This is a genomic window from Psychrobacter sp. TPE 89C (genome assembly GCF_055522395.1).
Genome location: NZ_JBVFXW010000024.1, coordinates 26309 through 51044 on the forward strand (window position 1 = coordinate 26309; position 24736 = coordinate 51044).

21 protein-coding genes, 1 tRNA gene and 1 pseudogene are annotated in these 24736 nt (G+C 37.5%); 12 read left to right on the forward strand and 11 right to left on the reverse strand.

Translation table 11 applies throughout. From position 1 onward, the window contains the following. The first annotated feature begins 65 nt into the window (after nt 1-65). Nucleotides 66-779, forward strand: a complete 714-nt coding sequence (locus tag ACZW67_RS08675) for a hypothetical protein (protein ID WP_465182933.1) — start codon at nt 66-68, stop codon at nt 777-779. Between the two features lie 99 nt (nt 780-878). Here the strand turns inward: ACZW67_RS08675 and ACZW67_RS08680 are convergent, their stop codons facing one another. Next, the gene (locus ACZW67_RS08680) at nt 879-1586 is read right to left on the reverse strand and encodes a hypothetical protein (protein ID WP_465182934.1); all 708 of its coding nucleotides are present in this window, start codon (nt 1584-1586) and stop codon (nt 879-881) included. Between the two features lie 420 nt (nt 1587-2006). Between ACZW67_RS08680 and ACZW67_RS08685 the strand changes: the two genes are divergently transcribed. Next, nucleotides 2007-3341, forward strand: coding sequence for a valine--pyruvate transaminase (locus ACZW67_RS08685; RefSeq protein ID WP_465182935.1), 1335 nt, complete (start codon nt 2007-2009; stop codon nt 3339-3341). Between the two features lie 52 nt (nt 3342-3393). Here ACZW67_RS08685 and ACZW67_RS08690 read toward each other — a convergent pair whose 3' ends face one another. The 3 genes from ACZW67_RS08690 to hisB all read right to left on the reverse strand — a co-directional run bounded on the left by ACZW67_RS08690 (nt 3394) and on the right by hisB (nt 5411). Further along, on the reverse strand, nt 3394-3783 hold the full coding sequence (locus tag ACZW67_RS08690) for a hypothetical protein (protein ID WP_465182936.1): 390 nt from the start codon (nt 3781-3783) through the stop codon (nt 3394-3396). 156 nt (nt 3784-3939) lie between these two features. Then, complete coding sequence (hisH, locus tag ACZW67_RS08695) at nt 3940-4575, reverse strand: imidazole glycerol phosphate synthase subunit HisH (protein ID WP_465182937.1); 636 nt, start codon at nt 4573-4575, stop codon at nt 3940-3942. A 188-nt stretch (nt 4576-4763) separates the two neighbouring features. Beyond that, on the reverse strand, nt 4764-5411 hold the full coding sequence (gene hisB / locus ACZW67_RS08700; protein ID WP_465182938.1) for an imidazoleglycerol-phosphate dehydratase HisB: 648 nt from the start codon (nt 5409-5411) through the stop codon (nt 4764-4766). A 428-nt stretch (nt 5412-5839) separates the two neighbouring features. On the opposite strand from hisB, the gene ACZW67_RS08705 reads away from it, so the two are divergent. Further along, nucleotides 5840-6262: a hypothetical protein gene (locus ACZW67_RS08705; RefSeq protein WP_201589143.1), complete on the forward strand. Its 423-nt coding sequence runs from the start codon at nt 5840-5842 to the stop codon at nt 6260-6262. A 122-nt stretch (nt 6263-6384) separates the two neighbouring features. Beyond that, nucleotides 6385-6460: transfer RNA gene (locus ACZW67_RS08710), tRNA-Phe, on the forward strand. Between the two features lie 79 nt (nt 6461-6539). Here ACZW67_RS08710 and ACZW67_RS08715 read toward each other — a convergent pair. Then, the gene (locus ACZW67_RS08715) at nt 6540-6881 is read right to left on the reverse strand and encodes a hypothetical protein (protein ID WP_201589141.1); all 342 of its coding nucleotides are present in this window, start codon (nt 6879-6881) and stop codon (nt 6540-6542) included. Nucleotides 6882-7060: 179 nt separating this feature from the next. Between ACZW67_RS08715 and ACZW67_RS08720 the strand changes: the two genes are divergently transcribed. Both ACZW67_RS08720 and ACZW67_RS08725 read left to right on the forward strand, forming a co-directional pair. Continuing rightward, nucleotides 7061-7561, forward strand: a complete 501-nt coding sequence (locus tag ACZW67_RS08720) for a DUF4385 domain-containing protein (protein ID WP_201589139.1) — start codon at nt 7061-7063, stop codon at nt 7559-7561. 137 nt (nt 7562-7698) lie between these two features. Beyond that, nucleotides 7699-8373: a phosphoglycolate phosphatase gene (locus ACZW67_RS08725; RefSeq protein ID WP_201589136.1), complete on the forward strand. Its 675-nt coding sequence runs from the start codon at nt 7699-7701 to the stop codon at nt 8371-8373. A gap of 101 nt (nt 8374-8474) precedes the next feature. Here the strand turns inward: ACZW67_RS08725 and ACZW67_RS08730 are convergent. Further along, nucleotides 8475-9119 (reverse strand): annotated as a pseudogene (locus ACZW67_RS08730) (ATP-binding protein); the annotation flags it as partial. Between the two features lie 143 nt (nt 9120-9262). Here ACZW67_RS08730 and ACZW67_RS08735 point away from each other — a divergent pair. From ACZW67_RS08735 to ACZW67_RS08760, 6 genes are all read left to right on the forward strand, one after another. After that, entirely contained in the window at nt 9263-9907 is a 645-nt protein-coding gene (locus tag ACZW67_RS08735) for a TnsA endonuclease N-terminal domain-containing protein (protein ID WP_465182939.1), read from the forward strand. Further along, a complete protein-coding gene (locus tag ACZW67_RS08740) occupies nt 9894-11876 on the forward strand; it encodes a Mu transposase C-terminal domain-containing protein (protein WP_465182940.1) in 1983 nt (660 codons plus the stop codon). Before ACZW67_RS08735 ends, ACZW67_RS08740 begins: the two co-directional genes overlap by 14 nt. Next, complete coding sequence (locus tag ACZW67_RS08745; RefSeq protein ID WP_465182941.1) at nt 11876-12766, forward strand: TniB family NTP-binding protein; 891 nt, start codon at nt 11876-11878, stop codon at nt 12764-12766. The genes ACZW67_RS08740 and ACZW67_RS08745 overlap by 1 nt, the downstream gene beginning before the upstream one ends. Then, nucleotides 12724-13890, forward strand: coding sequence for a TniQ family protein (locus ACZW67_RS08750; protein WP_465182942.1), 1167 nt, complete (start codon nt 12724-12726; stop codon nt 13888-13890). Before ACZW67_RS08745 ends, ACZW67_RS08750 begins: the two co-directional genes overlap by 43 nt. Nucleotides 13891-14008: 118 nt before the next feature. Next, nucleotides 14009-15286, forward strand: coding sequence for a hypothetical protein (locus ACZW67_RS08755; protein WP_465182943.1), 1278 nt, complete (start codon nt 14009-14011; stop codon nt 15284-15286). Between the two features lie 64 nt (nt 15287-15350). Then, nucleotides 15351-16976 carry an N-6 DNA methylase gene (locus ACZW67_RS08760; RefSeq protein WP_465182944.1) on the forward strand — a complete coding sequence of 542 codons (1626 nt, stop codon included), beginning with the start codon at nt 15351-15353 and terminating at the stop codon, nt 16974-16976. A 93-nt stretch (nt 16977-17069) separates the two neighbouring features. Here ACZW67_RS08760 and ACZW67_RS08765 read toward each other — a convergent pair whose 3' ends face one another. The 5 genes from ACZW67_RS08765 to ACZW67_RS08785 form a co-directional block, all read right to left on the reverse strand. Continuing rightward, entirely contained in the window at nt 17070-19310 is a 2241-nt protein-coding gene (locus ACZW67_RS08765; RefSeq protein WP_465182945.1) for a S8 family peptidase, read from the reverse strand. Between the two features lie 125 nt (nt 19311-19435). Continuing rightward, the gene (locus ACZW67_RS08770; protein WP_465182946.1) at nt 19436-20524 is read right to left on the reverse strand and encodes an AAA family ATPase; all 1089 of its coding nucleotides are present in this window, start codon (nt 20522-20524) and stop codon (nt 19436-19438) included. 269 nt (nt 20525-20793) lie between these two features. Beyond that, a complete protein-coding gene (locus ACZW67_RS08775; protein ID WP_465182947.1) occupies nt 20794-23880 on the reverse strand; it encodes an Eco57I restriction-modification methylase domain-containing protein in 3087 nt (1028 codons plus the stop codon). 98 nt (nt 23881-23978) lie between these two features. Beyond that, nucleotides 23979-24389: a hypothetical protein gene (locus ACZW67_RS08780; protein ID WP_465182948.1), complete on the reverse strand. Its 411-nt coding sequence runs from the start codon at nt 24387-24389 to the stop codon at nt 23979-23981. Beyond that, on the reverse strand, nt 24382-24736 hold a 355-nt coding region (locus ACZW67_RS08785; protein WP_465182949.1), incomplete at its 5' end, for a hypothetical protein. The genes ACZW67_RS08785 and ACZW67_RS08780, both read right to left, overlap by 8 nt.

Sequence of the window (24736 nt, forward strand, 5' to 3'; positions counted from 1 at the left end):
CTTTAAACTAAAAAACTCCTTAATTGGGGTTTTTCAATAAACATGACCTTAATTAGGATAAGAAAATGTTACAAGAAAAATTGTTTGAGCGTTATATGAGTATTGCCGAAGAGCATAAGGATTTTTTAGATAAATCTTTATCTTATGAAGGCTTAGCAAAACTGCTTTTGGGCGGTGTACCTGATGAATACGAAAAAGCACCTAATAAAATACTAATTATTGGTAGAGAAACTAGGGATTGGTTAGAAAGTTGGAAAGACCTCCAATATAATGAAGATGGAATCAAGCGTTTAATGGATAAAAGTAAAAGCTTTGTAGGAAATCAATTAAAAGAGGAGAAAACAAATACTCGAGGTCACTCATTTTTTAATTTTGTGCGTGATATTGCAAACAAGAGCGGCAAAAACGGTATCTTATGGGCTAATATCTATGCCTTTGACTATAAAGGAGGACATATCAATCACATAAAAGATGAGAATATGATAAAAGAGATAGAAATTATTTCTAAAAAAATTATTGTCGCTCAAATTGAGGTACTAAATCCCGATATCATCATATTTGCTACAGGCAATCAGGGTATTGCCGCAAGACGTAGATACTTCCCAAATTCGGAGTTGAGAGAACGTACAGCTATTGAAGGCTACCCCTCAAAGGATTTATGGGCTTTTAAACTGCCTGAACACGATGCCCAGTGCTATCGAATACATCATCCTAGCTCATTTCGTAGTGAGAAAAAGCAAGCAAGACAAAAATTGATTAATTTATTACCAAATCTATAAGCATTGAAGGCTCGGCTAAGTAGTCTTTAGATAAAGTATGAAATAGCCAAATTATTTATATTACTTTCATTTGCCGCAGCGAGTCATGACTTCTTAACTTCATTGTGGCTCTATAGGGTATACGACACTGATATAAGCATAGTTTAATATACTGCTCGCCATACTATAAATCGGAACGTCAGAATCACTAATTTGTCTATTAACTATGTCTATAATTTCATTAAACCGCTCAAAACTTGCAGGATTAATTGTATGTGTGTAGAGCAATAAACTCTTAACATTTATTATCGGTAATTTAGCTATAAAATCTTTTAACTCTTGTTTGTTTTTCTCAATAAAGTCATCTGATAAATAGAGTTTTGATTCAGTATATCGAGTATACGGACATTTATTAAAAAAACTGATTATGTCATTTAGATCCATAGCGATGTAGCTTCCGTGTACACTTAACATAGCTTGAAACTGATGTATTAGCCGATCAACTTGCTCAAGCTCGCAGCAAATAGTACCGTCTACGACGTTATCAGTTTCCATAAATCTATCACTGGTTTGTATACCAATTAATAAGTCTGCACCTGCCTGCCTTTTTAATACTTTAAGGTCTGTTTTATCCCACTCATTATTAGTTAAAAAGAAAGCACAGCAACAAGGTACGTTAAAGTCATCTTCTGGATAATACAGTCTAAATTGTGTGTTAAGTTTCCAGTTATTGATAGTATCATCTGATATATAATACTTTGAGCCTGTCGATTTGATGGGTTTAGTTTTGAGGTCAACTTCGTTAAGTAAGTGTTTGACGCTATTCATTCTCACTCCTTTCATTATCTAAAATAAATCTACCGAACCGCACTATAACTGCATTAGCAGCATCATAAATATTGCACTCTGCTTTATATATCTGTGTTTTTAGGTTTTTTAGCCCATCTCGTAACTCTGCATCAGCATAAATACTCACAGTGCTAACCTCATGCGCTTTTTATCACTGCTTGGTCGATTTAACTTAAATATAGCTAAATTAACCAGTTTTATTATGAGGTTGGCGTTAATAGTATAACGTTACCTCATAAAGTATTTTAGAGGTTGTCATAAACTATTTAGCATTCAAACTCAAATATCTATCGAGCCACCTGATTACTTATATAATTAACACACCATTTGCTATACTAGCCTAAATTTTATCAATCAAACTCCTTCTTATCAAACCCTCCAAAACAGCATGGTAGTCTTATGAAATTCTCAAAGTTCGGTCAAAAATTTACCCAGCCCACTGGCATCTCACAATTGATGGACGATTTGGGTGATGCGCTAAAAAGCGATCAGCCAGTCAACATGCTGGGCGGTGGTAACCCTGCCAAAATTGATGCAGTCAATGAGCTATTTTTAGAGACGTATAAAGCGCTTGGTAATGACAATGATGCAGGCGAGGCCAATAGTAGCGCGATTATTAGCATGGCGAATTACTCTAATCCTCAAGGTGACTCGGCCTTTATCGATGCCTTGGTTGGCTTCTTTAACCGTCATTATGATTGGAATCTCACCTCAGAAAACATCGCCCTGACCAATGGCTCACAGAATGCGTTTTTCTACCTGTTTAATCTGTTTGGCGGTGCGTTCAGTGATAATAAGCTTGATGAGAAGAACGAATCTATCGATAAATCTATTCTACTGCCATTGACCCCTGAGTATATCGGCTATAGCGACGTGCATGTCGAAGGTCAGCATTTCGCAGCGGTATTGCCACATATCGATGAAGTGACTCATGATGGTGAGGAAGGTTTCTTTAAATATCGTGTCGATTTTGACGCATTAGAAAACTTGTCAGCGCTAAAGGAAGGCCGTATTGGCGCGATTTGCTGCTCACGCCCGACCAACCCGACTGGCAACGTGCTGACAGATGAAGAAATGGCGCATTTGGCCGAGATTGCCAAACGTTATGACATACCGCTTATCATCGATAATGCCTACGGTATGCCCTTCCCTAACATCATTTATTCAGATGCGCATTTGACATGGGATACCAATACGATTCTGTGCTTTAGCCTGTCTAAAATTGGCCTGCCCGGCATGCGTACGGGTATTATCGTGGCCGATGCGAAAGTAATCGAAGCGGTCAGCGCGATGAATGCCGTAGTGAATCTAGCACCGACACGCTTTGGTGCAGCGATTGCCACGCCATTGGTGGAAAACGACCGTATCAAACAGTTAGCCGATAATGAGATTAAACCGTTTTATCAAAAGCAGGCGACCCTTGCCGTGAAGCTGTTAAAAGAAGCTTTGGGTGATTACCCATTGATGATTCATAAGCCTGAAGGCGCGATTTTCTTATGGCTATGGTTTAAAGACTTGCCAATTACCACAGTTGAGCTGTACGAGATTTTAAAAGAAAAAGGCACGCTCATCGTACCAAGTCAGTACTTCTTCCCTGGTGTCGATGTCAGTGATTATCAGCATGCACATGAATGTATTCGTATGAGTATCGCGGCTGACGAGCAGACGCTGACTGATGGTATTGCAGCGATTGGTGAAGTGGTGCGTGAGCTTTATGATGAAGCCAAAAAATAAGATTAACTGCTAGAATCATAAATTCAAATAGCAAAATCAAAAAACGGACTTATTAATAGTCCGTTTTTTTATGCCGTTTGGTCAACGAGGTAGGTTTGCTGGTTGGACGAAATATGGTCGTCCATTTATTCAACGCATAAAGCACATAAGACAGCATGCAGGTATTGATCAAATCACGGATACTTGCGGTAATCTGATCACGGCTTAGACCTGCCATGCCAAGCGATTCAATCGTCTCTCGATTGTCCAAATATTCACCCAATAATGCAATACAAGTCACTATTACTAAGGCGACAAAAGACCTGATACCTTGCTTCTTAAAAATAGGACGCAGCAGTACCAAACACAGCAAATAGACACCAACACCGACATAGATGTGCAAAGCATCTTTGGCCAGCCCTGTTGTCTCGATAATATTCATTTTAAAGGCAGTAAAATCCACTGAGATATTCCAAATATAAACGAGCAGAAAACAACTGAGCGTATCACTAAACAATGATGGTTAAAAAGTGATAGCTGAGAACAAAAAAGGCAGATTATACAATGGATAATCTACCTTACTGCTGAATCAAATATTCAATTCACGTTTATCGTCTATTTATATATCCCACTCTACAAAGTTCTTTAGCAATTGCAAGCCAGCGGTGTGGCTTTTCTCTGGATGGAACTGGGTCGCAAATAAGTTATCTTGGATAACACTGGCACAAAACGGCTGACCATAATCACAAATAGCAGCCACTTGTGAGGGATTGGCAGGCTCGCAGTAATAGCTATGCACAAAGTAAAAATGCGCATTGTCTTGAATGCCATTCCACAATGGATGCTCAAAATCCATGCCGCTGATGGTATTCCAGCCCATATGCGGTACTTTGATAGTTGCGCCTTGCTTGTCTTTCCACGTAGGGTCAAAGGCTTCTACCGTGCCCTTTAAGATGCCAAGACATTCTGTACCACCATTTTCAACTGACTGCTCAAACAACGCCTGCATGCCTATGCAGATGGCCATAACAGGCTTATTAAATATAGCCTGACGTATGACATCATCAATCCCAGCGTCATGCATGCCAGCGATACAGTCGCGCATGGCACCGACACCGGGGAAGACGATTTTATCTGCTGCAGCGACGACTTTGGGGTCGTTGGTGATAGAGACTTCTGCCCCGACCACTGACAATGCTTTACTGGCGGAATGCAAATTACCCATACCATAATCTAATAGTGCAATTTTGGTCATCGATTGGTTCTCATTTTTAAATATTTTGACTACTGTACTATTTATATCGTTAGCCATTTATATTGTTGGCTATTGCCTTTTCTATTATCGCGGGTGTAGATAAGGTTTTGCTACAAGGAAGTCAAGCGCAGGCTGTACAGCTAGTACGCCAAGCTTGACTGACACCGTAGAAGAGCCTTAAATACACCTTAGAAAGCCTCTTTGGTCGATGGCAAGGTGTTCAACGCACGCTCGTCATATTCGCAAGCCATACGTAGGGCGCGAGCAAAAGCCTTAAAGGTCGACTCAATTTGGTGATGGCTGTTTTTGCCTTTGAGATTGTCCAAATGCACGGTCATCCATGAGTGATTGACGAAGCCGTAGAAAAACTCACTGAACAAATCAACATCAAAACCGCCCACGTGCGAGCGGGTAAACGGAATGTCCATGTGTAAACCAGGACGACCTGATAGATCGACAACGGCGCGAGTCAACGACTCATCGAGTGGTGCATAAAAATGCCCATAACGACGGATGCCTTTTTTGTCGCCCAATGCTTTATTGAACGCTTGTCCCAAGGTGATACCGGTGTCTTCGACGCTATGGTGATCATCGATAAAGGTATCGCCTGCGCACTTGATATCCAAGTCAAATAAACCGTGACGCTTGATTTGATCAATCATATGATCTAAAAACGGTACACCAGTGTCTACAGTGCCTTGACCAGTACCATCAAGGTTGACAGTGCACTTCACTTGCGTCTCTGCAGTGATACGCTCAACCGTGGCGATACGCGCTGGACGACCATGTAGGTTCGGATTCTGTGATGGGTTTTGCTCAGTTGCATTGGCTGTCATGGCTACTCTCTATCAGTTTTTTATCAGTGAAAAGCGGTCAATAAGATAGGACGAAAACACGCCCGAGTCTTTAAATAAGTGAATAATGAAAAATTTAAAAAATCTATCAATGTTTACGTATGATACGAATAATATTAGGATTTATGCCTACTAGGGCGTGTCCTCATTTTTAACCCATTTAGATAACTATCGATTGAATTGAGGACACGCCCTAGGCATTGTCTGTCTTCATCATAGCAAAACCTAACATTTACTGCTATGTCCAAGCCGTAAACCACGCACAAATTTACCTCATTCTGCTAAAATAGTGTGTTCAGTATTATCAATCATGATGCACGCTAATGCTATAACACGACCATTTGCGACACCACACTCTATGACATTATGATGTCTCACATCATAGAAACCCTCTGTTTATAGGAACTGCTATGCCTTTAGAAGCGATCGCCATCAATAGTTTGGATGCACCACTGATTAAAAAACCTGCACGCGAAAACGAGCTGGCAGAACGCCTACAGGCTTTATATGACAGTGACGATGCTCAGCCCAGTGGTGCCGATGTACTCAGTCTCGTTGAGCAAGGATTTAAGCGTGGACAGTATCTCTATGTCGGTATGTTCAATGACAAGCCTATCGCTGCTGTCGCCTGCTTTGATGATGGTCAGACCAATGCCAAGCGTTTGCAGTATCTAACGGTGCATGAACAGAATCGCGGCCGAGCCATTGATGCTAAGTTTATTAAACTGGTCTATGATGCCGAAGTGAAAAAAGGCGTACGTGAGTTTGTGCCTGTAGATACGGATATTCATCGTATTATGAGCGAGTATGAGCTACTGCGGGTAAAAGACTAAACTGACAACTAGAATGTTTAATTTTGCCCATATCTGACTATTTATCGTCTTTTATCAGATATAATGCAAAAACTACTTGACAGCAGTGCGTATATTTAGTTTAATAGCGCCTCAACGAAGACGGCTCGATAGCTCAGTCGGTAGAGCAACGGATTGAAAATCCGTGTGTCGGCAGTTCGAACCTGCCTCGAGCCACCATTTCGTTTAAGAATTCTAAAAAGCCTCGAACATTTATGTTTGGGGCTTTTTTTATGTTTAGATATACTTGGAACTAGTCTTATAAACGCTTTCTTAATAGTAACTCACAACGCTCACGCGAGTTCAAATCATAAACCGTCGCACGGTAATCAATACCATGACGTCCTTCAAAAAATATAACCCGATCGCCCACTGCTAAGAAGCAAGATTTACGAGCATCATAAATAAACCCATCAATCACAAATGCCAAATCACGATCTATCTCGCGTACCGTGTATGTCTCCCCTTTTGGAATCAAACCCTCAAACCAAGCGCTATGAGCTGCACTAGAGATTAGCATGCTTATCAGTACCGCTGACATCATAAAAATATTTTGTGATAACCGCATAAAACGTGAAGACGTAGTCGTTATTTTATTCATGATGATTGGCTCCCTGATAAGTAATATCTTCAACCCACGATAGTATTGAAGCAGTTTTGTAGTAGGCAGACTTTAAGGCTGACAGTCACAGCTGAACAACATTTATAGGCTGTTTTTTCAACAGTCCGGCTCAGTATACTAGGACGTGTTAAATATCGATATCCTCAGCAGGTAACGTTATGAGAGAGTTTGATTACGACTTAGACTACAAAAACCTAGATTTGCGCGCGCAGCCCGAGCTGTATCGTGTTGGTCGTGGTGAGCAAGGTGTACTACTCGTAGAGCCCTACAAATCCGAAATACTACCGCACTGGCGCTTTGCCGATCCTGATATAGCGACAGAAAGCAGCGAAACTATTTATCAGATGTTTTTAGATTATTTGGCTGCCGATGACTTTGTCGGTGCTGATATGGCACGCAAGTTTATTCAAATGGGCTATACCCGTGCGCGCCGCTATGCCAATCATAAAGGTGGCAAAAAATATAAAGGTGCCGTGCCTGATGATAAAAAAGGCCAAAGCGGTGCACATGGGCGTGAAGAGTTACCACGGCAAATCGAAGACCCTATAAAAGCGGAGTCAGCACGCATATTTAAACAAAAATGGGACGAGTGTCGTAAAAACGAAGATTATCTAAGAATGAAAAAAGAGCATCGTGAACGTTATAAAAGTGTCGAATGATTGCTTTCATTCATTAGAGTCTGTTGAACATTGAGTAAGGGAATTCTTTAGCCTTAAAACATGACTATGCTAAGGTATGGCACAAAGCGCGATACAACCCATATAACAAATATAACTATTTCAAATAGCGAGGAATAATGGATAAGCAACTTTTGATTTTTGATTTTGACGGAACACTCATTGATAGTGTGCCCGATTTAGCTGATGCGACCAACGCTATGCTAACCATGCTGGGCAAAGAGACCTACCCTATCGAGACGATACGCAACTGGATAGGCAATGGCTCAAGATTATTGGTCGAGCGAGCGCTAGTGGGTAAGGTAGAAGTGCTAGAAAATGAGTTAACGGTCGAGGAAGCTGATCACGCAGAGCAAATATTTTTTGAGGCTTATAAAAATCTCAGTGGCAGCAAAACCGTCGCTTACCCAGATGTCGATAACGGACTAAAGAAACTGAAAGATGCAGGTTATACACTGGCATTAGTAACCAATAAACCCATTCGCTTTGTACCGAAGATATTGCAGTCCTTTGGCTGGCAGGACTTATTCAGTGAAATACTGGGCGGTGATAGTCTCTCGACTAAAAAGCCTGATCCGGCACCGCTATTGCATGTCTGTGAAGCATTAAACGTTCCTCCAGAACAAGCCGTTATGATTGGTGATTCTAGAAACGATATCTTAGCCGGACAAAATGCCAATATGGACACGCTTGGGCTGTCTTATGGCTATAACTACGGGCAGGATATTCGTGAGTTAAATCCTACCGAAGCATTTGATAGCTTTCAGGCGCTGCAAGATTATCTGCTTAAATAATTATAATCTCAAAAATCTCCACAAGGTTAGTCGCATCTTTTGTGGCTTACCTTGCGGAACTTATCTTGTGGGAATGTGTGGCTCATCTTGTGGGAATAAAGTCACTTGCTACGATAACTGAGTGCCTCGGATACATGGACACTCGTTATATCTACACTGTCAGAAAGGTCGGCGATGGTACGCGCTACTCGCAATACTCGATGGTAGCCACGGGCGGACAAATTTAGGCGCTGCTGTGCGAGTTGTAATAGCTGCTGCTCACCCTCTCCTAGTTGGATATATTTATCAGTCTCGCTAGGACTCAGCTCATTATTGACCTTTTGTTGTCGCTGCATCTGATGCTTATGAGCAGCAATAACTCGAACACGCACTTGTTCAGAGGTCTCACCTGCTTGAGCATTTTGCAAGTCAGCAATGGGTAAAGCAGGCACGGTGATATGCAAATCAATGCGATCTAATAGTGGTCCTGATAGTTTATCTTGATAGCGTTTAATTTGCTCGGGTCGACAGCGGCAACGCCCTGATGTATCGCCATCATAACCACATGGGCAGGGATTCATGGCAGCGACCAATTGAAAATTTGCAGGAAAAGTCATTTGTGAATTGGCACGGCTGATGGTTATCTGCTTGGCTTCCAATGGCTGCCGCAACACCTCTAACACCGTACGATCAAACTCTGGCAATTCATCAAGGAATAACACACCCTTATTCGCAAGGGTAATCTCACCAGGTTTTGGACGTGAACCGCTGTCAGATTCCATAATTAATGTCATGAATCAAACACAAATACAGGCTTTTATGCCATAATAACCCATAATAAATGTCATGCTATTACCCTAAATAGCTGTCATATTGTGGTTATTTACCAACAATAGGTGTCATTTTATTTATGAAACAAGTTAGAAAAATAAAACCTACTCGTAGAAGTATATCAGGCAATGTTTCTTTCAAAGGAACACCGATTGCTTTTGAATCCTCATTAGAACGTGATTTCATTATTTACCATTCATTTAAGAATGATGTTATTGACATAGTTCCACAGCCAATAGCGATACCATTTAAGAAAAATGGTAGAAATTATGAGTACACGCCTGATTTTTTTGTTCAGATGGCTCCCGATACAGGGAAGTCTTTGATAGTTGAAGTAAAACCTAAGAAAGAATGGCAAGAAAACTGGCGTGACTGGTCTGATAAATGGAAAGCAACTATCGTATTTTGTAGGGAGCAAGACTTTAAGTTTGCTATCTATGATGAGGATAGAATCCATCACTTAGCTCTTGATAATATTAATTTCTTGATGCGTTATAAGAATACTTCTGTTGTACCCGAAGAACTTAGAGCTATATTAAAAGATATAGAACAAAGAGGCTGTACTACTGTTGAATATATACTAGAACGCTATTTTAAGTCTCATTTATATAGACAACAAGGTAAACATCTAATCTGGTATTTGATGGCAAACAAAATGATTGGATTTAATATTTGGAGTGACATTCGTAGCGAAGAATTGGAGATATGGTATGAATACCTATGAGGATGAGTACAGCCTAATAGATAATAAACTAGGGGTTGAAGTTAATCATCATTTTGATGCTATTGAACGCGATTATATCCAAATGACATTAGGAGGTGTCTATAAAAGAGTTTCTGATAATAAAGAGTACCAACTAGTAGAGTATCTTGAGGATATTAATCAAGCTGTATTTAAGAATCTATCAACCCTAAAAAACAATGTTTTAAGCGTCCACGAATTTCGTAATGTCACGAGTGTTAGCGATGTTTCAGTACAAGTCGATTTAAATGAAATCAGTGACGAAGATTGGCAAAAAGCTCAAAAAAAATATTTAGCAATTAAACCATTAATAGGTGGTGCTTATGATGAATATACGGGTGATCGTGGGTATGAGAGACGCGCTACTGAAACGGAGGTGTCTGCAAGAACACTAAAGCGTTGGGTTAAAGCTTATAAATCAACAAACTCTATTGCCTCATTGCTTGACAAAAAACGTGGGTGGCAAGATGGTAAAGGTCGAATATCAAACAAACTAGAAAAACTGATAGATGATGTAATAAGTGAGCATTACCTAAGCATACAGCGACCATCGGTTGAGGCCACCATCAGAGAGGTTTTTAAACGCTGTCATCAAAAAGCAATTGTAAAACCAAGCAAAAATACTATTCGCAGACGTATCGAAAGGATCAGTGAGCGCGATTTTCTAAGAGGTCGCGGATATCGTGAAAAAGCTAAAGATAAATTTACACCAAAGGCAGGCGTATTTCCTAATGCAGATTACCCGCTTAGCGTTATTCAAATTGACCATACACCAGTAGACATTATCTTAGTTGATGACAAGTATAGAAAGCCTATTGGTAGACCGTTTATTACGGTGGCTATTGATGTTTATAGTCGTATGATCACAGGCTATTACATCGCACTTGATGCCCCATCTGTGACCTCTGTAGGTATGTGTATTTCAAGAAGTGTATTACCTAAAACTGATTTACTTTTGGAGTTTGGCCTAAATGATGTCACATGGGATGTTTTTGGTATGCCAAGAAAAATTCATGTCGATAATGGCTCAGACTTTAGAGCTGAGAGTTTGCAAAAATCTTGTGCTTTTCACGGTATAGATCTTGAGTTTAGACCACTTGCGCGTCCTGAATTTGGTGGTCATATTGAACGCTTAATTGGTACTTTAATGAAAAAAGTACATGAGCTTCCTGGAACTACTTTCTCAAACATTAAGCAAAAGGACAATTATAACTCTGAGAAGAAAGCTGTCTTAACGCTACATGAGTTTGAGCTATGGTTTGTGACCTATATTACAAAAATTTATCATCAAACTGTACATAGCGGTATTAATAAAACGCCAATACAGCAGTGGCAGATTGGCTTGTTTGGTGACGATTTTAACGAAGGGATAGGCATACCTGCTCTACCATCGAACCATAAAACACTATTGTTAGATTTTCTACCAAGTGTTGAGCGTACCATTCAAAGAAATGGCGTTAATATTGGCGGCTTAACTTACTACGACCCCAGCTTAAATCACTTTATAAACCAAACAGATAATGACACTAAGAAAAAGAGACAGTTCACTTTTCGTCAAGATCCAAGAGATATCAGTATTATTTGGTTTTATGATCCTGTACTAAAAACCTACTTTAATATTCCTTTAGCAAACCAAGCGCTACCAGCAATGAGCTTATGGGAATATAAAGCTCTGTATAAAGAGGTCAAAAATCAGTCTGGAACGGTTAATGAGGCATTAATCTATCAAGCATGGGAAGACATGCAATCATTGGTAGAGTCATCAGAAAAAAATACTACGACATCGCGCAGACAAGAACAACGTAAAAAACTTCATACCAAATCTCAAGAGATACACCAGCCTTTAAAAGATGAAAATAATTTTACCCAAGTCAATATCGCTCTCAATACAGCGCAATCAGTCAATGACGATGATGATGATGACTTAGACTTCTTTGAGGATATAAGATAATGACAGATGCCACTTACGATCATATCCACAAGACATTTAGGCACATTGCTTTTCTACCAGATAGTGAGCGTATTGAGTTTATTGATACGCCAAGGTGGATCGGTTATAGCCGAGCGAATCAAGTTTTAGAGGTTATGCAAGATTTGATGAATAAGGTAAAACAGCACCGAATGCCTAACTTATTGCTCATTGGTGACTCTAATAATGGCAAGACGACTATTATTCAAGATTTTGCCGAAAGGTTTGGTGAAAGCTATAGTGATGAGCATTTGGTTATACCTGTTTGCTTGATACAAGCACCACCATCAGCAAACGAGAAAGACTTATACATCAGCTTAATTGATTCATTTGCGCTACCTTACAGATCAAGCGATTCAGCAGGTGTTTTACGCGCTCAAGTGGTTCATACCCTAAGAGAAACTCATGTAAAAATACTAATCATTGATGAAGTTCATTCGATGTTAACAGGAACAGCGAGACAGCAACGCTTGATTATGAATGCTATTAAGTACCTTTGTAACGCGCTACAACTGCCCATTGTGCTTAGTGGCACTAAAGATGCTGTGCGTATCTTACATACAGATCCTCAACACGCTAGTCGATTTGACGTAGCAGAGTTACCTGTTTGGCAGAACGATAAAGAGTTTAAACGGCTTGTAGGTAGTTTTGAGAAAATATTACCTCTGAAAAAACCTTCAAACCTCACGGAAACCTCTATTTTAAATTTAATTTACAGTATTAGTGGCGGCAATATAGGTAATGTAAAAAGATTAATAAACGAGTGTGCTATTGAAGCTATCAAATCGGGTGAAGAGAGTATTACTATAAAAATGATTGAGGATAAGTCATGGTTAAGACCAACCAAAGGGCTACGCAAAATTATCGGATAAAACCACTGACATTTGCGACTCCCTTACTAGAAGGTGAAAGTCTAACATCATGGCTAGTAAGGGCTGCTCTTAATCAAGGTTGCAGTCCTCAAACGCTGGTCTATTATTTTTGGCCTAACTACCGTATTTGGACTTACGATGTTGACAAAGGGTTCAATCATATTGACCCTACTATTCATGCAGACATGGCTGTATTAGCAAAAACCACTGCGGATGAATTTGCTAGTCAGACCCTTATTAATTTTTCACAACTAACAGGTAACGATGTAAGCAGTAAAACGCCTTTGCTTTGGACGCAGCCTTTGTCAAAAAGAAATCGTTATTCACGAGTTGGTTATCCTCACTGCCCTGATTGCATTGAGAACAGTAAGACCGCTTATCTAAAGCTACAGTGGCGTTTTACATGGTCAATTTGCTGCACTAAACATAGAAAACTTTTGCAAATAAATTGCTTACGCTGCAATCAGCCTTACCAGCCGCAATTGATAAATACCGATCAAAGATTTATAAACCACTGTCATCTTTGTCGTAGCAAGCTTGGCGTAGTAGATAAAAAATTAGTGGTCACCGAGGCAAGTTATCAGTTCCAGCTACAGGCAGATAAGGTTTTTCATGATAAGCAAGGGATTGTTTTAGACAAGATGGTTAGTATGAATGATTGGTTTGACTATCTAATATTCTCAATCAATTTAGTAAGAATAGCCTTAAGACATCCTAACTATATGTTTGCAAAATTGCTTTTTAAATTTGGTATCGATATTAGGGGTTTGTCACTACCAAAAACTGCTTTAAGATTTGACTATCTCCCCATTGAGGAAAGAGCAGTGTTGCTTGAACACGCCTTTTGTATTTTTAATATAACCTCTAAGGATTGGGTACGCTGTTGCCAAAAGTTAAAGATTACTCAAAATAGCTTCCAGTGGTCAAAACGTACTGTGATACCAAAAGCATTCTATCAAGTCTATGACCAGCTACCTAAAATGCCTACGCGCAAATATGTGGCGCAAGAAGAAGATCTGCAACCTACTTCGCCAAAGGCAGTTAGAGCATCTTGGAATAGATTAAATCGTAAAATGAAGATGACAGAAAACTATGAAAAAAGTCTCAGAAAAGATCACGACTAGATGCGATCAATGTGCTAATAAAAACGTCAAAATCCAAAGGCGTTATAAGAATGAATCGTATTGTGCCAACTGCTACAAAACATGGTTTATTAAAAAGCCTTGTAGTAAATGCGGTAGTATGAATCGCTTGCATAAAAAAGAAGATTTTGGTGTTTGTACCGACTGTCGCATGAAAGAGCCTTGCATTCGTTGTGGTGGAGACGCTATCAAAGATGGTGCTAACACGGAGTATGGACGAGTATGTCAAATTTGCTATCAAGGCCACTTTAAGATCAAAAAGCAATGTTTTGAGTGTGGTAAATTAAAACGAAATATTAGTAGGTACTCAAAAATATCGCATGGTCAAGCTATCTGTACAAGTTGTTATCAAAAGCACGTCATGGAAATTTGTGCTCTATGTCATAAATATAGGGAATTGATTGATACAGAGCAAGGCAGGATTTGTAGAAAATGTGATGAGTTTGGCGAAATACCCTGTACAAACTGTAGCAAGCTGATGCCAGCAGGAATGGGAAAGCAATGCCAAGATTGCTATTGGCTAAAGAGACTGTTACACGAAGCCGATTTGAACGCTCATTTATTAACTTCTAACGAGATTAAAAAAGCTTATTCTGACTTTATTATATGGTTTGCAGATTGTAAAGGTAGTATGGTGGCTGCCTTAAAACATAATAAGTTCATCTACTTCTTTATTCGTTGTGATGAGGTTTGGCACAAGATACCCAGTTATAGTTCATTAGTGCAAGAATTTAAGCCAAATGGCTTACGTGAACATCTAACTGTGTTGCGATGGCTGATTATAACTAAGCAGATTACTATTGATTCTGCTGCAAAAGCACAGGTTGCCGAGCAAGAGCGTATCGTCAATCTACTAGCAAAGTTTGACAATAAAGTACCTAGTTGCATAGATGATTATCACAATTTTCTAGAACAAAAACTTCTTGAACGTAGAACCTCAATAAAGTCTGTTAGGCTAGCTTTACAACCAGCGGTAGGTCTTTGTATAGAGTATGGAGTTAAGAGCTTAAATAAGCCAACACAAGAGCATGTGGATGGCTACTTAATGGTTAAACACGGTCAATACAGCGCTCTATATGGTTTTATAACTTTTTTGAATAAAACTTATGAATTGGATCTAGTTTGTGATAAACCAAGTGAAGAAGAGGTATGGAAACTTAAGAAAAAAGATCTTGAGCAGAAGATGATTGAGTTTTATAACAAGCCTAAACCATTGTCTTCAAAAGAGAGTTTACAATGGCTGCAACTGGGTATGGCTTATTTTCATCAAGTTGACATTCAGTTAAAAATACTAAAGACAATAACTGTCCAGCCTTGTGATGAAGAGATGTCTAAAATAGTTTTTAATAAAAAAGAGTATTGGTTGCCGATAATATAAAGAGCCAATAACTTTTCTAATCCCTATCTTATTACCAAGTACAAACAATTGAAGGTCTTCTATAGTGAAATTTAAGTCTGATCAAACTGCTGATAAATTAAGAGGTGGTTACTATACACCTCAGCATTTAGCTGATTATATAGCAAACTGGACAATCAGAGACTCTAGTACATCTGTTTTAGAGCCTAGTTGTGGAGATGGGGTCTTTATTCAAGCTTTGAAAAATGCAAAGATTCATCACTCTATTGATATAACCGCTTTTGAAATAATTGAAGAGGAAGCTAAGAAAGCATCTTCTAAAGCTGAGGTGTTAGGCTTTAAAAACACTGATGTTATGAATCAAGATTTTTTAAGCTGGGCAAATGAAGGAATGAGTAGTAACACAGTAAGATTCTCTTCTGTAATTGGTAACCCACCTTTTATTAGATATCAGTTTCTAGAACCCTTCTTTCAACAACAGGCTGAGCTTATATTCAAACGATTGGAGTTGAAATTTACAAAACATACAAACGCTTGGGTCTCCTTTATTCTAGCCTCTATCGAGCTTCTAGAAGACAACGGTAGATTAGGTATGGTTATACCGTCTGAAATAATCCACGTTACCCATGCACGTCCTTTAAGAGAGTATCTTGAAAAAACTTGCAGTAAAATATTAATTATTGACCCAAAGGAAATATGGTTTGAGGACACCCTGCAAGGGGCAGTTATCGTTTTCGCTCAGAAAAAAAATAGTGTTGACGAGCCTTCAGAAGGTATAGGAATCCAACAAGTGCAGGGTTTAGAGTTTTTGAACCAAAATCCTGATGAAATATTTGCTAAAACTAACAAAATAGGTAAGGAAACAGCTAATGGTAAATGGACTAAAGGACTACTTACGAATGAGGAGTGGTTACTGATTAGTCGAATAACCAGCGATGAAAACATTCATCAGTTTAAAGATATAGCTAGTGTTGACGTAGGTATTGTTACTGGTGCAAACGCCTTTTTCTTAGTTGATGACAGTACTGTAAAAGAATACAGCCTACAAGAATATGCTCATAGCATGTTTGGAAAGAGTCAGCATTGTAAGGGAGTTATATACGATGAAGAACAACATAGAGCTAATCGTGAGCAAGGGTTGCCAACTAACTTTTTGTATATTGAAGAGTCGCTTGAAGATTTGCCAGATAAGGTTCAAGAATATATTGAGTTAGGTGAACAGCAAAAGCTACATACTAGATATAAATGTAGAATTAGAAAACCTTGGTACAAAGTACCTTCCGTATATACTACAAATTTAGGTATGCTCAAGCGTTCTCATGAGTTTCCTAGGCTCATTTTTAATGAAATGGAAGCTTATACTACAGACACCGCGTACAGAATAAAATCTGATATTTCTTCCGACTTGCTTGCTTACTGTTTCATTAATCCACTAACAGCTATTTATGCCGAGTTAGAAGGTAGATCTTATGGTGGTGGAGTCTTGGAGCTTGTTCCTTCTGAGATTGAAAAAATATTCATCCCTGTTCCAAAAGGCTTAAAATTTAATATTCATGATCTTAGTGAAGAAATTAAGCTAGGAAACCATGAGGCGGTACTCAAAAATCAAGGAGAAATAATATTTAAAGCACTAGGGATAGGCAAAAAAGAGAGAGATGGCTTATTTGATATCTGGTTAAAGCTGAAATCTAGAAGGCAAAGAAAAAACTAATTAGTAATTTCACCTTTAGCTGAAATTTATTTTATTAAAGATGACTAAAACTGGTATATTTATATCTGTCAGTTTTAGTCATTACGAATTATATCAGTTACTGATTTGAACCGTTTGTTGTGGAGTTAATGGGTTAAGAATATTTCTATATTTTCTTACTACCTCACTGTATAAATCTCTATCTTCCTCTGACCTTATAGTAATAACACAAACAAACTCTATAGGCTGCTTATCACTTTCATCTTGGCCTTTATCTCTATGATGACTACTAATATCAAACACTGGGTTAAAAAGTTTACTGCCATCAAACCTATTTTCCGCTTTTCTGACACACTCCCACTTCGCAGCTTGAGATTTCATTGTGTGTTCACTTGATTGAGATGGTTTATCATTTGGGAAAAAGGATTTAGATTCAGGATGCTCGCTTTTATCACTACTATATCTGCTAGCATCAGGTCTAAATACAACTTCAAATCCGTTTTTCGTATAAGCAGCAGCATAGTCAGGATCTACATCTGTTTTCGATATAACAGTACATTTTATAGATACCTTTCCATTAAGCTCGATATCGTTCAAAGGCAATGGTAATCTTGTAAGATGACCGACACCTAAAGTATCTTGATAAATTACAGTTACTTCGTTGTCATCACAAGTAACAACATGATTAGTATCATTATGGCACTTACCCCAACCTACCTCTTCGTGAGTAAATTTGTTCATTTGAGATTGATGTATAAGTATAGCTCTTAAGGCCAAGTTAGAAACGTTAGATCCAAAGCTACCTTTTATAAAAGAAGCATGTCTCATTGCCAGAGGTGCAGCAAAACTTGTCCCCTGTTGTTTGTTAAGCACAAACTTGCCGTTATAAGTATCAAGGACCCTAAAATAGTTATCAGTACTTCCACCAAAGGCTAATATATCGGGCTTAATTATTCCAGGATTTCGGCCTGGACCCATAGCGCTATAAGAAGCTCTTTTCCAGTTATTGCATGTTGAGTCTGCCGCTCCAACACTTAATATATTAACCCCGTCAGAGGGTATCTGGACTCTATGAAGACTTCCTATTCTAGAATCTTCGCCATTGTTCCCAGCAGCAACAGTTATTAAAACATCTGCTTTAGCAGCATAACTATCAAGCTTAGCTGTCCAGTAGGTAACCTCGTCATCATCTACCGCACAATCAGGACCTAAACTAATATTAACTAAATCAGGACCTTCCTTATTCATGTAGTCAACCATACCATCAACTACGTCATACAAATCGACATCATCCATAGTTTGAGGATTAAGATGTTTCTCTCCAAGAACACGAACATGAGTGACATTTGAAATAGAGTTTAAACGATCAATCCTATCTACATGACCAAATAGATAAGCACCTGTAACAGCTAACCCATGTCGAGTAAGTTCTTCAAGAGGTTTTCCAATCCCTGCCATTTCCTCATACTTAATATAGCTAGGTAAATGCAAGGTTTCTGATAAACCGCCATCAAAAACTACGGCTTTAATGCCTTTAAATAAAACATTCGCAGGTAGTTCAGATAATTGATCGTCCACAGTTCTGGTTAACGGAGGACGAAAAGGCCTCAACTCTGGCATTTTTCTAAATGCTCTTAAAAAGCTAAATTTACCAATGTTTTCTAGATTTTTTGAGTTAGTCATAACTGGCACGAAACCCAAGTGACCAACCGATCTGACTTTGCCAACTTTATATTCAATCTGATTATCTAGTGTTGATAAGTACTCGAAAAATTCAGAAAGTATGTTTTCGGATGAGCCATTGTGAAGTACACATTCTAGCAACACGTTTCCTTTATCACTATAACCATTAATATCTCCTTGAAACTTTTCTATACTTGAATCTATATTGAACTGCTCAAAGTAGCATATAGTCTTGTTTAATTCATTTTCAGACAAGTCATCAATAGTATGTAAAAAATTACTTAGGTTTGAAATTGAGGATTTTATATAATATATGTCAGTTAATGACTCCTCATCAGGAATTTTTTTAGTACCCCATTTTTCAGGCTTAATATATTTAGACTTGCTCCCAACTGCAATTAATTCCTGAGACTCAAAAAACTTTTGGGGATGGTCGCTTTTTGAAACATACCTTGGATGCAAAGTTACTGAGACAACGGCCTCATTATTAGGCTTAGCTTCGCTTGGAAGCGCAGATATGTTACTAATAAGCTGTTCTAATTGAAAAGAAAGCCTATCTTTGGCCTCATCAAAACTGTAAGGGCTTTTTTTTGTTCCTCCTCCCGTTTTTCTTATCTCTGTAGAAATCAACCTCTCCCCATTACCAACTAAAAAGTTCTTCTCTCTAGCCATATCTAACCCTCCTTTTTTAATCATTAAGACTTTTTTATAATATATCTACACTACTGATTCATTGTTGATAAATAATTGTTGATTAATAGTGAAGTTTACTTGAGTTAGAACTTAGAATAAATATTCTAGACCATTTTGCTAAGAGTAGGCCTACTAATACCTGTAATTTTAGTTGTTTCTCTCTGACTAACACCGCCATCCAACAATTTCTTCGCTAATATCTTCATCTTTTCCTTATTACTCTTATCCATGTGCTTGTCTGCCTCATTCACATACTCTTTTATTAATGTTTCTAGAGGCATGTTAGTTAAGACCGCTTTCTTTCTCAGGTTTTTTATCTCTTTATCAATGCCAGCATAAGTATCACCAACAAATATTATGCCTAAAGGATAAAAAACTGAATTGTCCTCAAGACTTTCATTCAAACTAGTTTTTAAGAAGCTTAAAATATCATCATAACTTGGATAAGGGAAAGACACAGTTTTGTTGAATCTACGCCATACTGCGGGATCTAGAAGTTCCTCATGATTAGTAGCAGCAATTAGCATGCCGTTACTAGGCCAGTTTTCAATTTCTTGCAATAATACTGTGACCAATCTTTTAAGTTCTCCTATTTCTCCATTATCGTCACGTCGCTTTGCAATAGCATCGAATTCATCGAGTAAAAGTACAGCAGACTGAGATTTAGCGAAATCTAGCACTGTTCTAATGTTGCTACCTGTTCTACCAAGATAGCTGCTCATTACCGCTGATAAATCAAGTACGTAAAAAGGTTTGTTAAGCATCAACGCTAACCAAGCAGCCGCTAAGGTTTTTCCAACCCCTGGAGGACCTACAAACAACAAAGAAGTTATAGGCTCAAGACCAGCTAAAATTAACTTTTCTTCGAAATCTCGCTCATTAATTACTTCTTCCAATACTGTTTGAACTTTGTCAGGCCATTTTGTCTCTGGAAGAACCTTCGAAGTAACAGACGTTTTGATTAATTCTAGTCTGCTATCCTGATCTACAGGTAAAGGTGTTTTAGCAAACCTAACATTTCTAGTGACTTTTGAATCTCTGCTTTCTTTGATTATTTTCAAAATCCTATCATTCAATTCTGGATATCGTTTGGCAACCTTCATGAGGTTCTGTCGAGCAAATTTAGCAGCACTATTGTCGTCACCATTCAAAACAAGTTCTGCTAAATTTAAAAATACATCATATTCGTTCATTACTTTACCACCTGAAACCCTGTTTTTACAACATTCTAAGGCATGGTGGTAAATTTTACAACGATATATTTAAAATATTTTACCACTATACTTTATCAGGTTAGAGTCTGTTAAGTATTGCTTTACTCTTGAGCTATGCAACACAATACAGCGTAGTAAACATCAAAAAAATTAATAAATAATTAGAATACCTACTACTAAACTTGAGACAAATTAATATTATAATATTCAAGTTTAGGCGTACTAAGTTATGTTTAAGCTGCCCAGTCTCAAGAATAGAGTTCTTCAATTTCTGGAATGCTCTCGTCTTGACTAAAATTAAATAGTTGTTTCAATTTTATCTTCATCTGTTTATCAAAGGATTTAAACCTTCTCTCAAGGGGTTTTTGCTTCGTAGGTTCATGTTCAAGATTTATTATTAATCCATAGGTTTGGTTCATTTGCTGCTGAATATAAGCAATATCATCATGTAATTTTTTTGTTTCTACATTCTCGAAGTCAATTGTTGGGATAGGCATTTTTTTTAGTATACTCGTCCCTCTAGAAATATAGCCACCCCTAAAAATACTGCCTGTAATAAAAGCGAATTTTTCAAGATATTTAGAGTTTATAACGGCTTGTATGTAATATATGGAATAATTACTATTGTCAGGCACATTTATATAGCAATAACCCGCAGTTCCACCTGATGATATAAAAGTTCTTTTATTATCTATAGAATATTTATTGCCTTGAGATAAAACGCCAACAATTATTTTTTGCTCCACATCACAATTCTCTAACGCTTGATGTCGGCCGTATCGATACCATTCATTATCTGTCTTTGCATCTGGTTTAACACTCCTCTTTGGGTTTTTTAATATATGTTTAATGTCTTGAAGGTATGAGTAAAGAAAAGGGTAATTTATCTTCAAATTCTGTATATCAACTAACTGTACTTTAGTACCATTATTTCTATACGGGTATATAACGAAAGAATTTGGTTTAACATCTTGGTAGGTATAAAAGGAGTCAGAAGGCTCTTGATACTTGGTATCGTAATAAGGTCTAGTCAGCTCCTTTTCTACACCATATTCCTTTCCTTCGTATTCAAAGAAAACCAGATTATCTTCTTCTCTTATAGGTTTATGAATATAGTCATCCGTTGCACTCGTTTGAATACCATTACCTACGCTACCTCTACCTACTATAGTTTCAAGACTCGTGCCTCGGCTGTATAAATTAGATACATACCATATATCTTGTTCTCTTAGATTCCAAACCTTGTCATCTAAGACATCTCTATTGTGTATAAATCCATGAAAAATTTTGCGTGCAGCCTGTTCTGCCATTTTTAAAATGTGCCTACCTTCTTCCTCAGATATTGCTTGTTTACTCTTTTCTTTCGCTATTTTCATAATCAGCTCAGGTTCTTTCAATTTCCATTTTTTAAGATCGAAAGCTTCATAGAATATAAAATAATCAGGTTGCTTATTTTTTATACCAAATAGTAATGCTGTATATGTAGTTTTATCATCAAATATCTGATGCCTTCCAAAATATACTATTGACTTCAAAAAACCATCTTTTGCCAATAACTCTCTTAATTTTTTAGCTGAGTCAATTTTTATAAATTTTGAAGGAACGATATACCCCAGATAACCATTTGGCTTTAAAAGCTGGATAGCTCTTTCAATGAACAAATAATATTTATCATACTGCTTATTTACAACACTATACTGATTCTTATAAATATCTACCTCCACTTTAGATGTAGAAGACTTGATATGTTCTGTAGATAAATAGGGTGGATTTCCAACAATTACATCAAAACTTAGTCCATCAAATGAGAAAGGATTTATATTTTGTAGCACTTCTATACTTTCTTCTTCAATATAGCTTGGATCAACCAAACTATTACCAAATAGTATGTTTTCATCAAGACTCGGTAGTGCTGGAGAGGTTATTGTATTTTCATTCTCATTCTCAAGCAGCTTCAAAAGCAAACCGAACTGAGTGGCTTTAGTGGCGTTATAATCCTTATCTATACCGTAAATACAGGAGGTTAAAATTTGCTGTTTAACTTGATATTTCAGCTTATAGGTATCTTTGCTAATTATTTCGAGTTTGGACATATCACCTTCGGATAGGTATTTTTGAGTAACTATATCCTGCAAGGTTTCAAATACTTCTAGTAGAAACGCCCCTGATCCACAAGCGATATCAGAGAATTTAGAACTTAAAATTTGCTCAATAGATAATTTTTCGCAATATTTAAGTACGGTATTTTCTATAATTTCTTTAATAATAAATGTGGGTGTTGTGACAATATCTCTATCAACATCCTTTGGGACTACACTAAGGACTCCAGACTCAACATGCACTTTACTCCCAAGAAAAATCTCATAAATTTGACCTAATATATCAGAAGGAAGGACTGAAAAAGAGAACGGGCTTTCTGGATAATACAGTTGATATATGATTTTCCATAGATATGACTTCTTATCATTGAACAACTCATCTGTAAATGAGAGATTGAAAAGTCCTGCGTTATATCTTTTATCAGCATCTTTTAGCTTGACAACTAATTTCTTATGATTGTAATTTTTTGCTAGACCTAACAGTGTGTAAGGCGTTTCAATCCCTCTATCTTCGCAAACTCTTAAAAATATAATACTGTTCAAATATGCTTGTACCATATTATTTAAAAGCTCTTCAGGCATATCTGATTTTATAGCGATGAAGTCTTCTGCAAGGCGTAACCTCCATTCATTTATTTGCATAAGAAACAAAGTATTGACGTTTAGCTTCTGTATTTTATTTTCAATATCCTTCCATTCATCATCAAAACTTCCTCCATAAACACTATCTTTACCAAGTCTTAACAGTATCTCGTCTAATTTTTCAGGATACTCTGTGTAATGATATCTCGCTATTACCGAGTGACTTGCACTATCGTTCTCAATAACTGGCATTGAGCAGTCATAAATGACTAAGTACTCAAAATTCGTCAATACTGATATTGGGAGTTTTGCCGTAAACCCATATCTTCTTATTTGCTTTGCTTCTTCTGCCCCTTCTACAACATTAATACTCGGTTTTTTAGCCTCGACAAAGAACTTTCTTTCAGAAAATAAGCGAAATGTGTAATCAGGCTTTTTGCCATGAGTACTAGCACCATCTTTTAGTATTTCTTCTACTAGCACCTCTCTTTCACTAGCTAAATTACCTTTGCTATTACTGATATCCCATCCTAGGATACTGAAAAGCGGATCAATAAAATCTATTCTTAATTGAGCTTCCGAATAACTAGATTTTTGATAAAAATGAATGCTATCTTGGTACTTTTCGACTAAAGATATAATTTTATTTTTCATTGTTAATCCGTATATTTTTCATTTAATTGTTACTGTTTTGAATAAGGAAACTAAGGTTGAGGGCATCACGTAGCTTAAATTTAAAGATTAATAATTAATTAACTTTTATTACTCTCTAATAGCTCCTTATTCTCATCACATAGCTTTAAACCTATTTTTACAGCCGTACTAAGGTCTATATCTTTTTTAACTCTGTATGGCACGTTTGAACGCATATCAGCATGTTTTAAGGAGTTGGCTGCTGCTTGGTTAAGTGGTGTACCAATATAAGATTCATCGGTAAAACCATCTGGCGCGAAATATACTTCACGCCCAAAGTTTGGATGAAAGTCACATGATATCTCACCATAAGGTACAGTAAATGGATAAGGCGTGGTATGTTCAAACGGCCACAAAGCCTCATCCACATTGATAAAACCTGCGCCATAATATTCATCATAATCTTGTAGTGCAGGCTTACAGGCTATTATTATTGGCAAAAAAGCTAAGCTCAGTATTAATTTATTCATTTAAATGGCTTTCTTCGGATTCTACTGCATTTATGTTTTTGATAACGGTTGCTACCCAATTGCTACTTTCTGAATTTGTATGCCTGAAATTCGCTATTGAACCGTATAACCGATTCAAAATTTCTGGATCAGATAATCTACCGTTATTCTCAAATAACTGCTCTAGTACAGCTTCTATACCAGCATTCATAAAGTTGTTATCGTTATTTACTTTAATACCAATTCCACTTGTATTTACGCCCGTTGATATACTATAGTCAGTCCAAAATAGAAAAGGTACAATACTTTTAAACCAAGCAAAGTGAAATATAAAAGATGACCTACTCAGCAGATTTTCGAGCACAAGT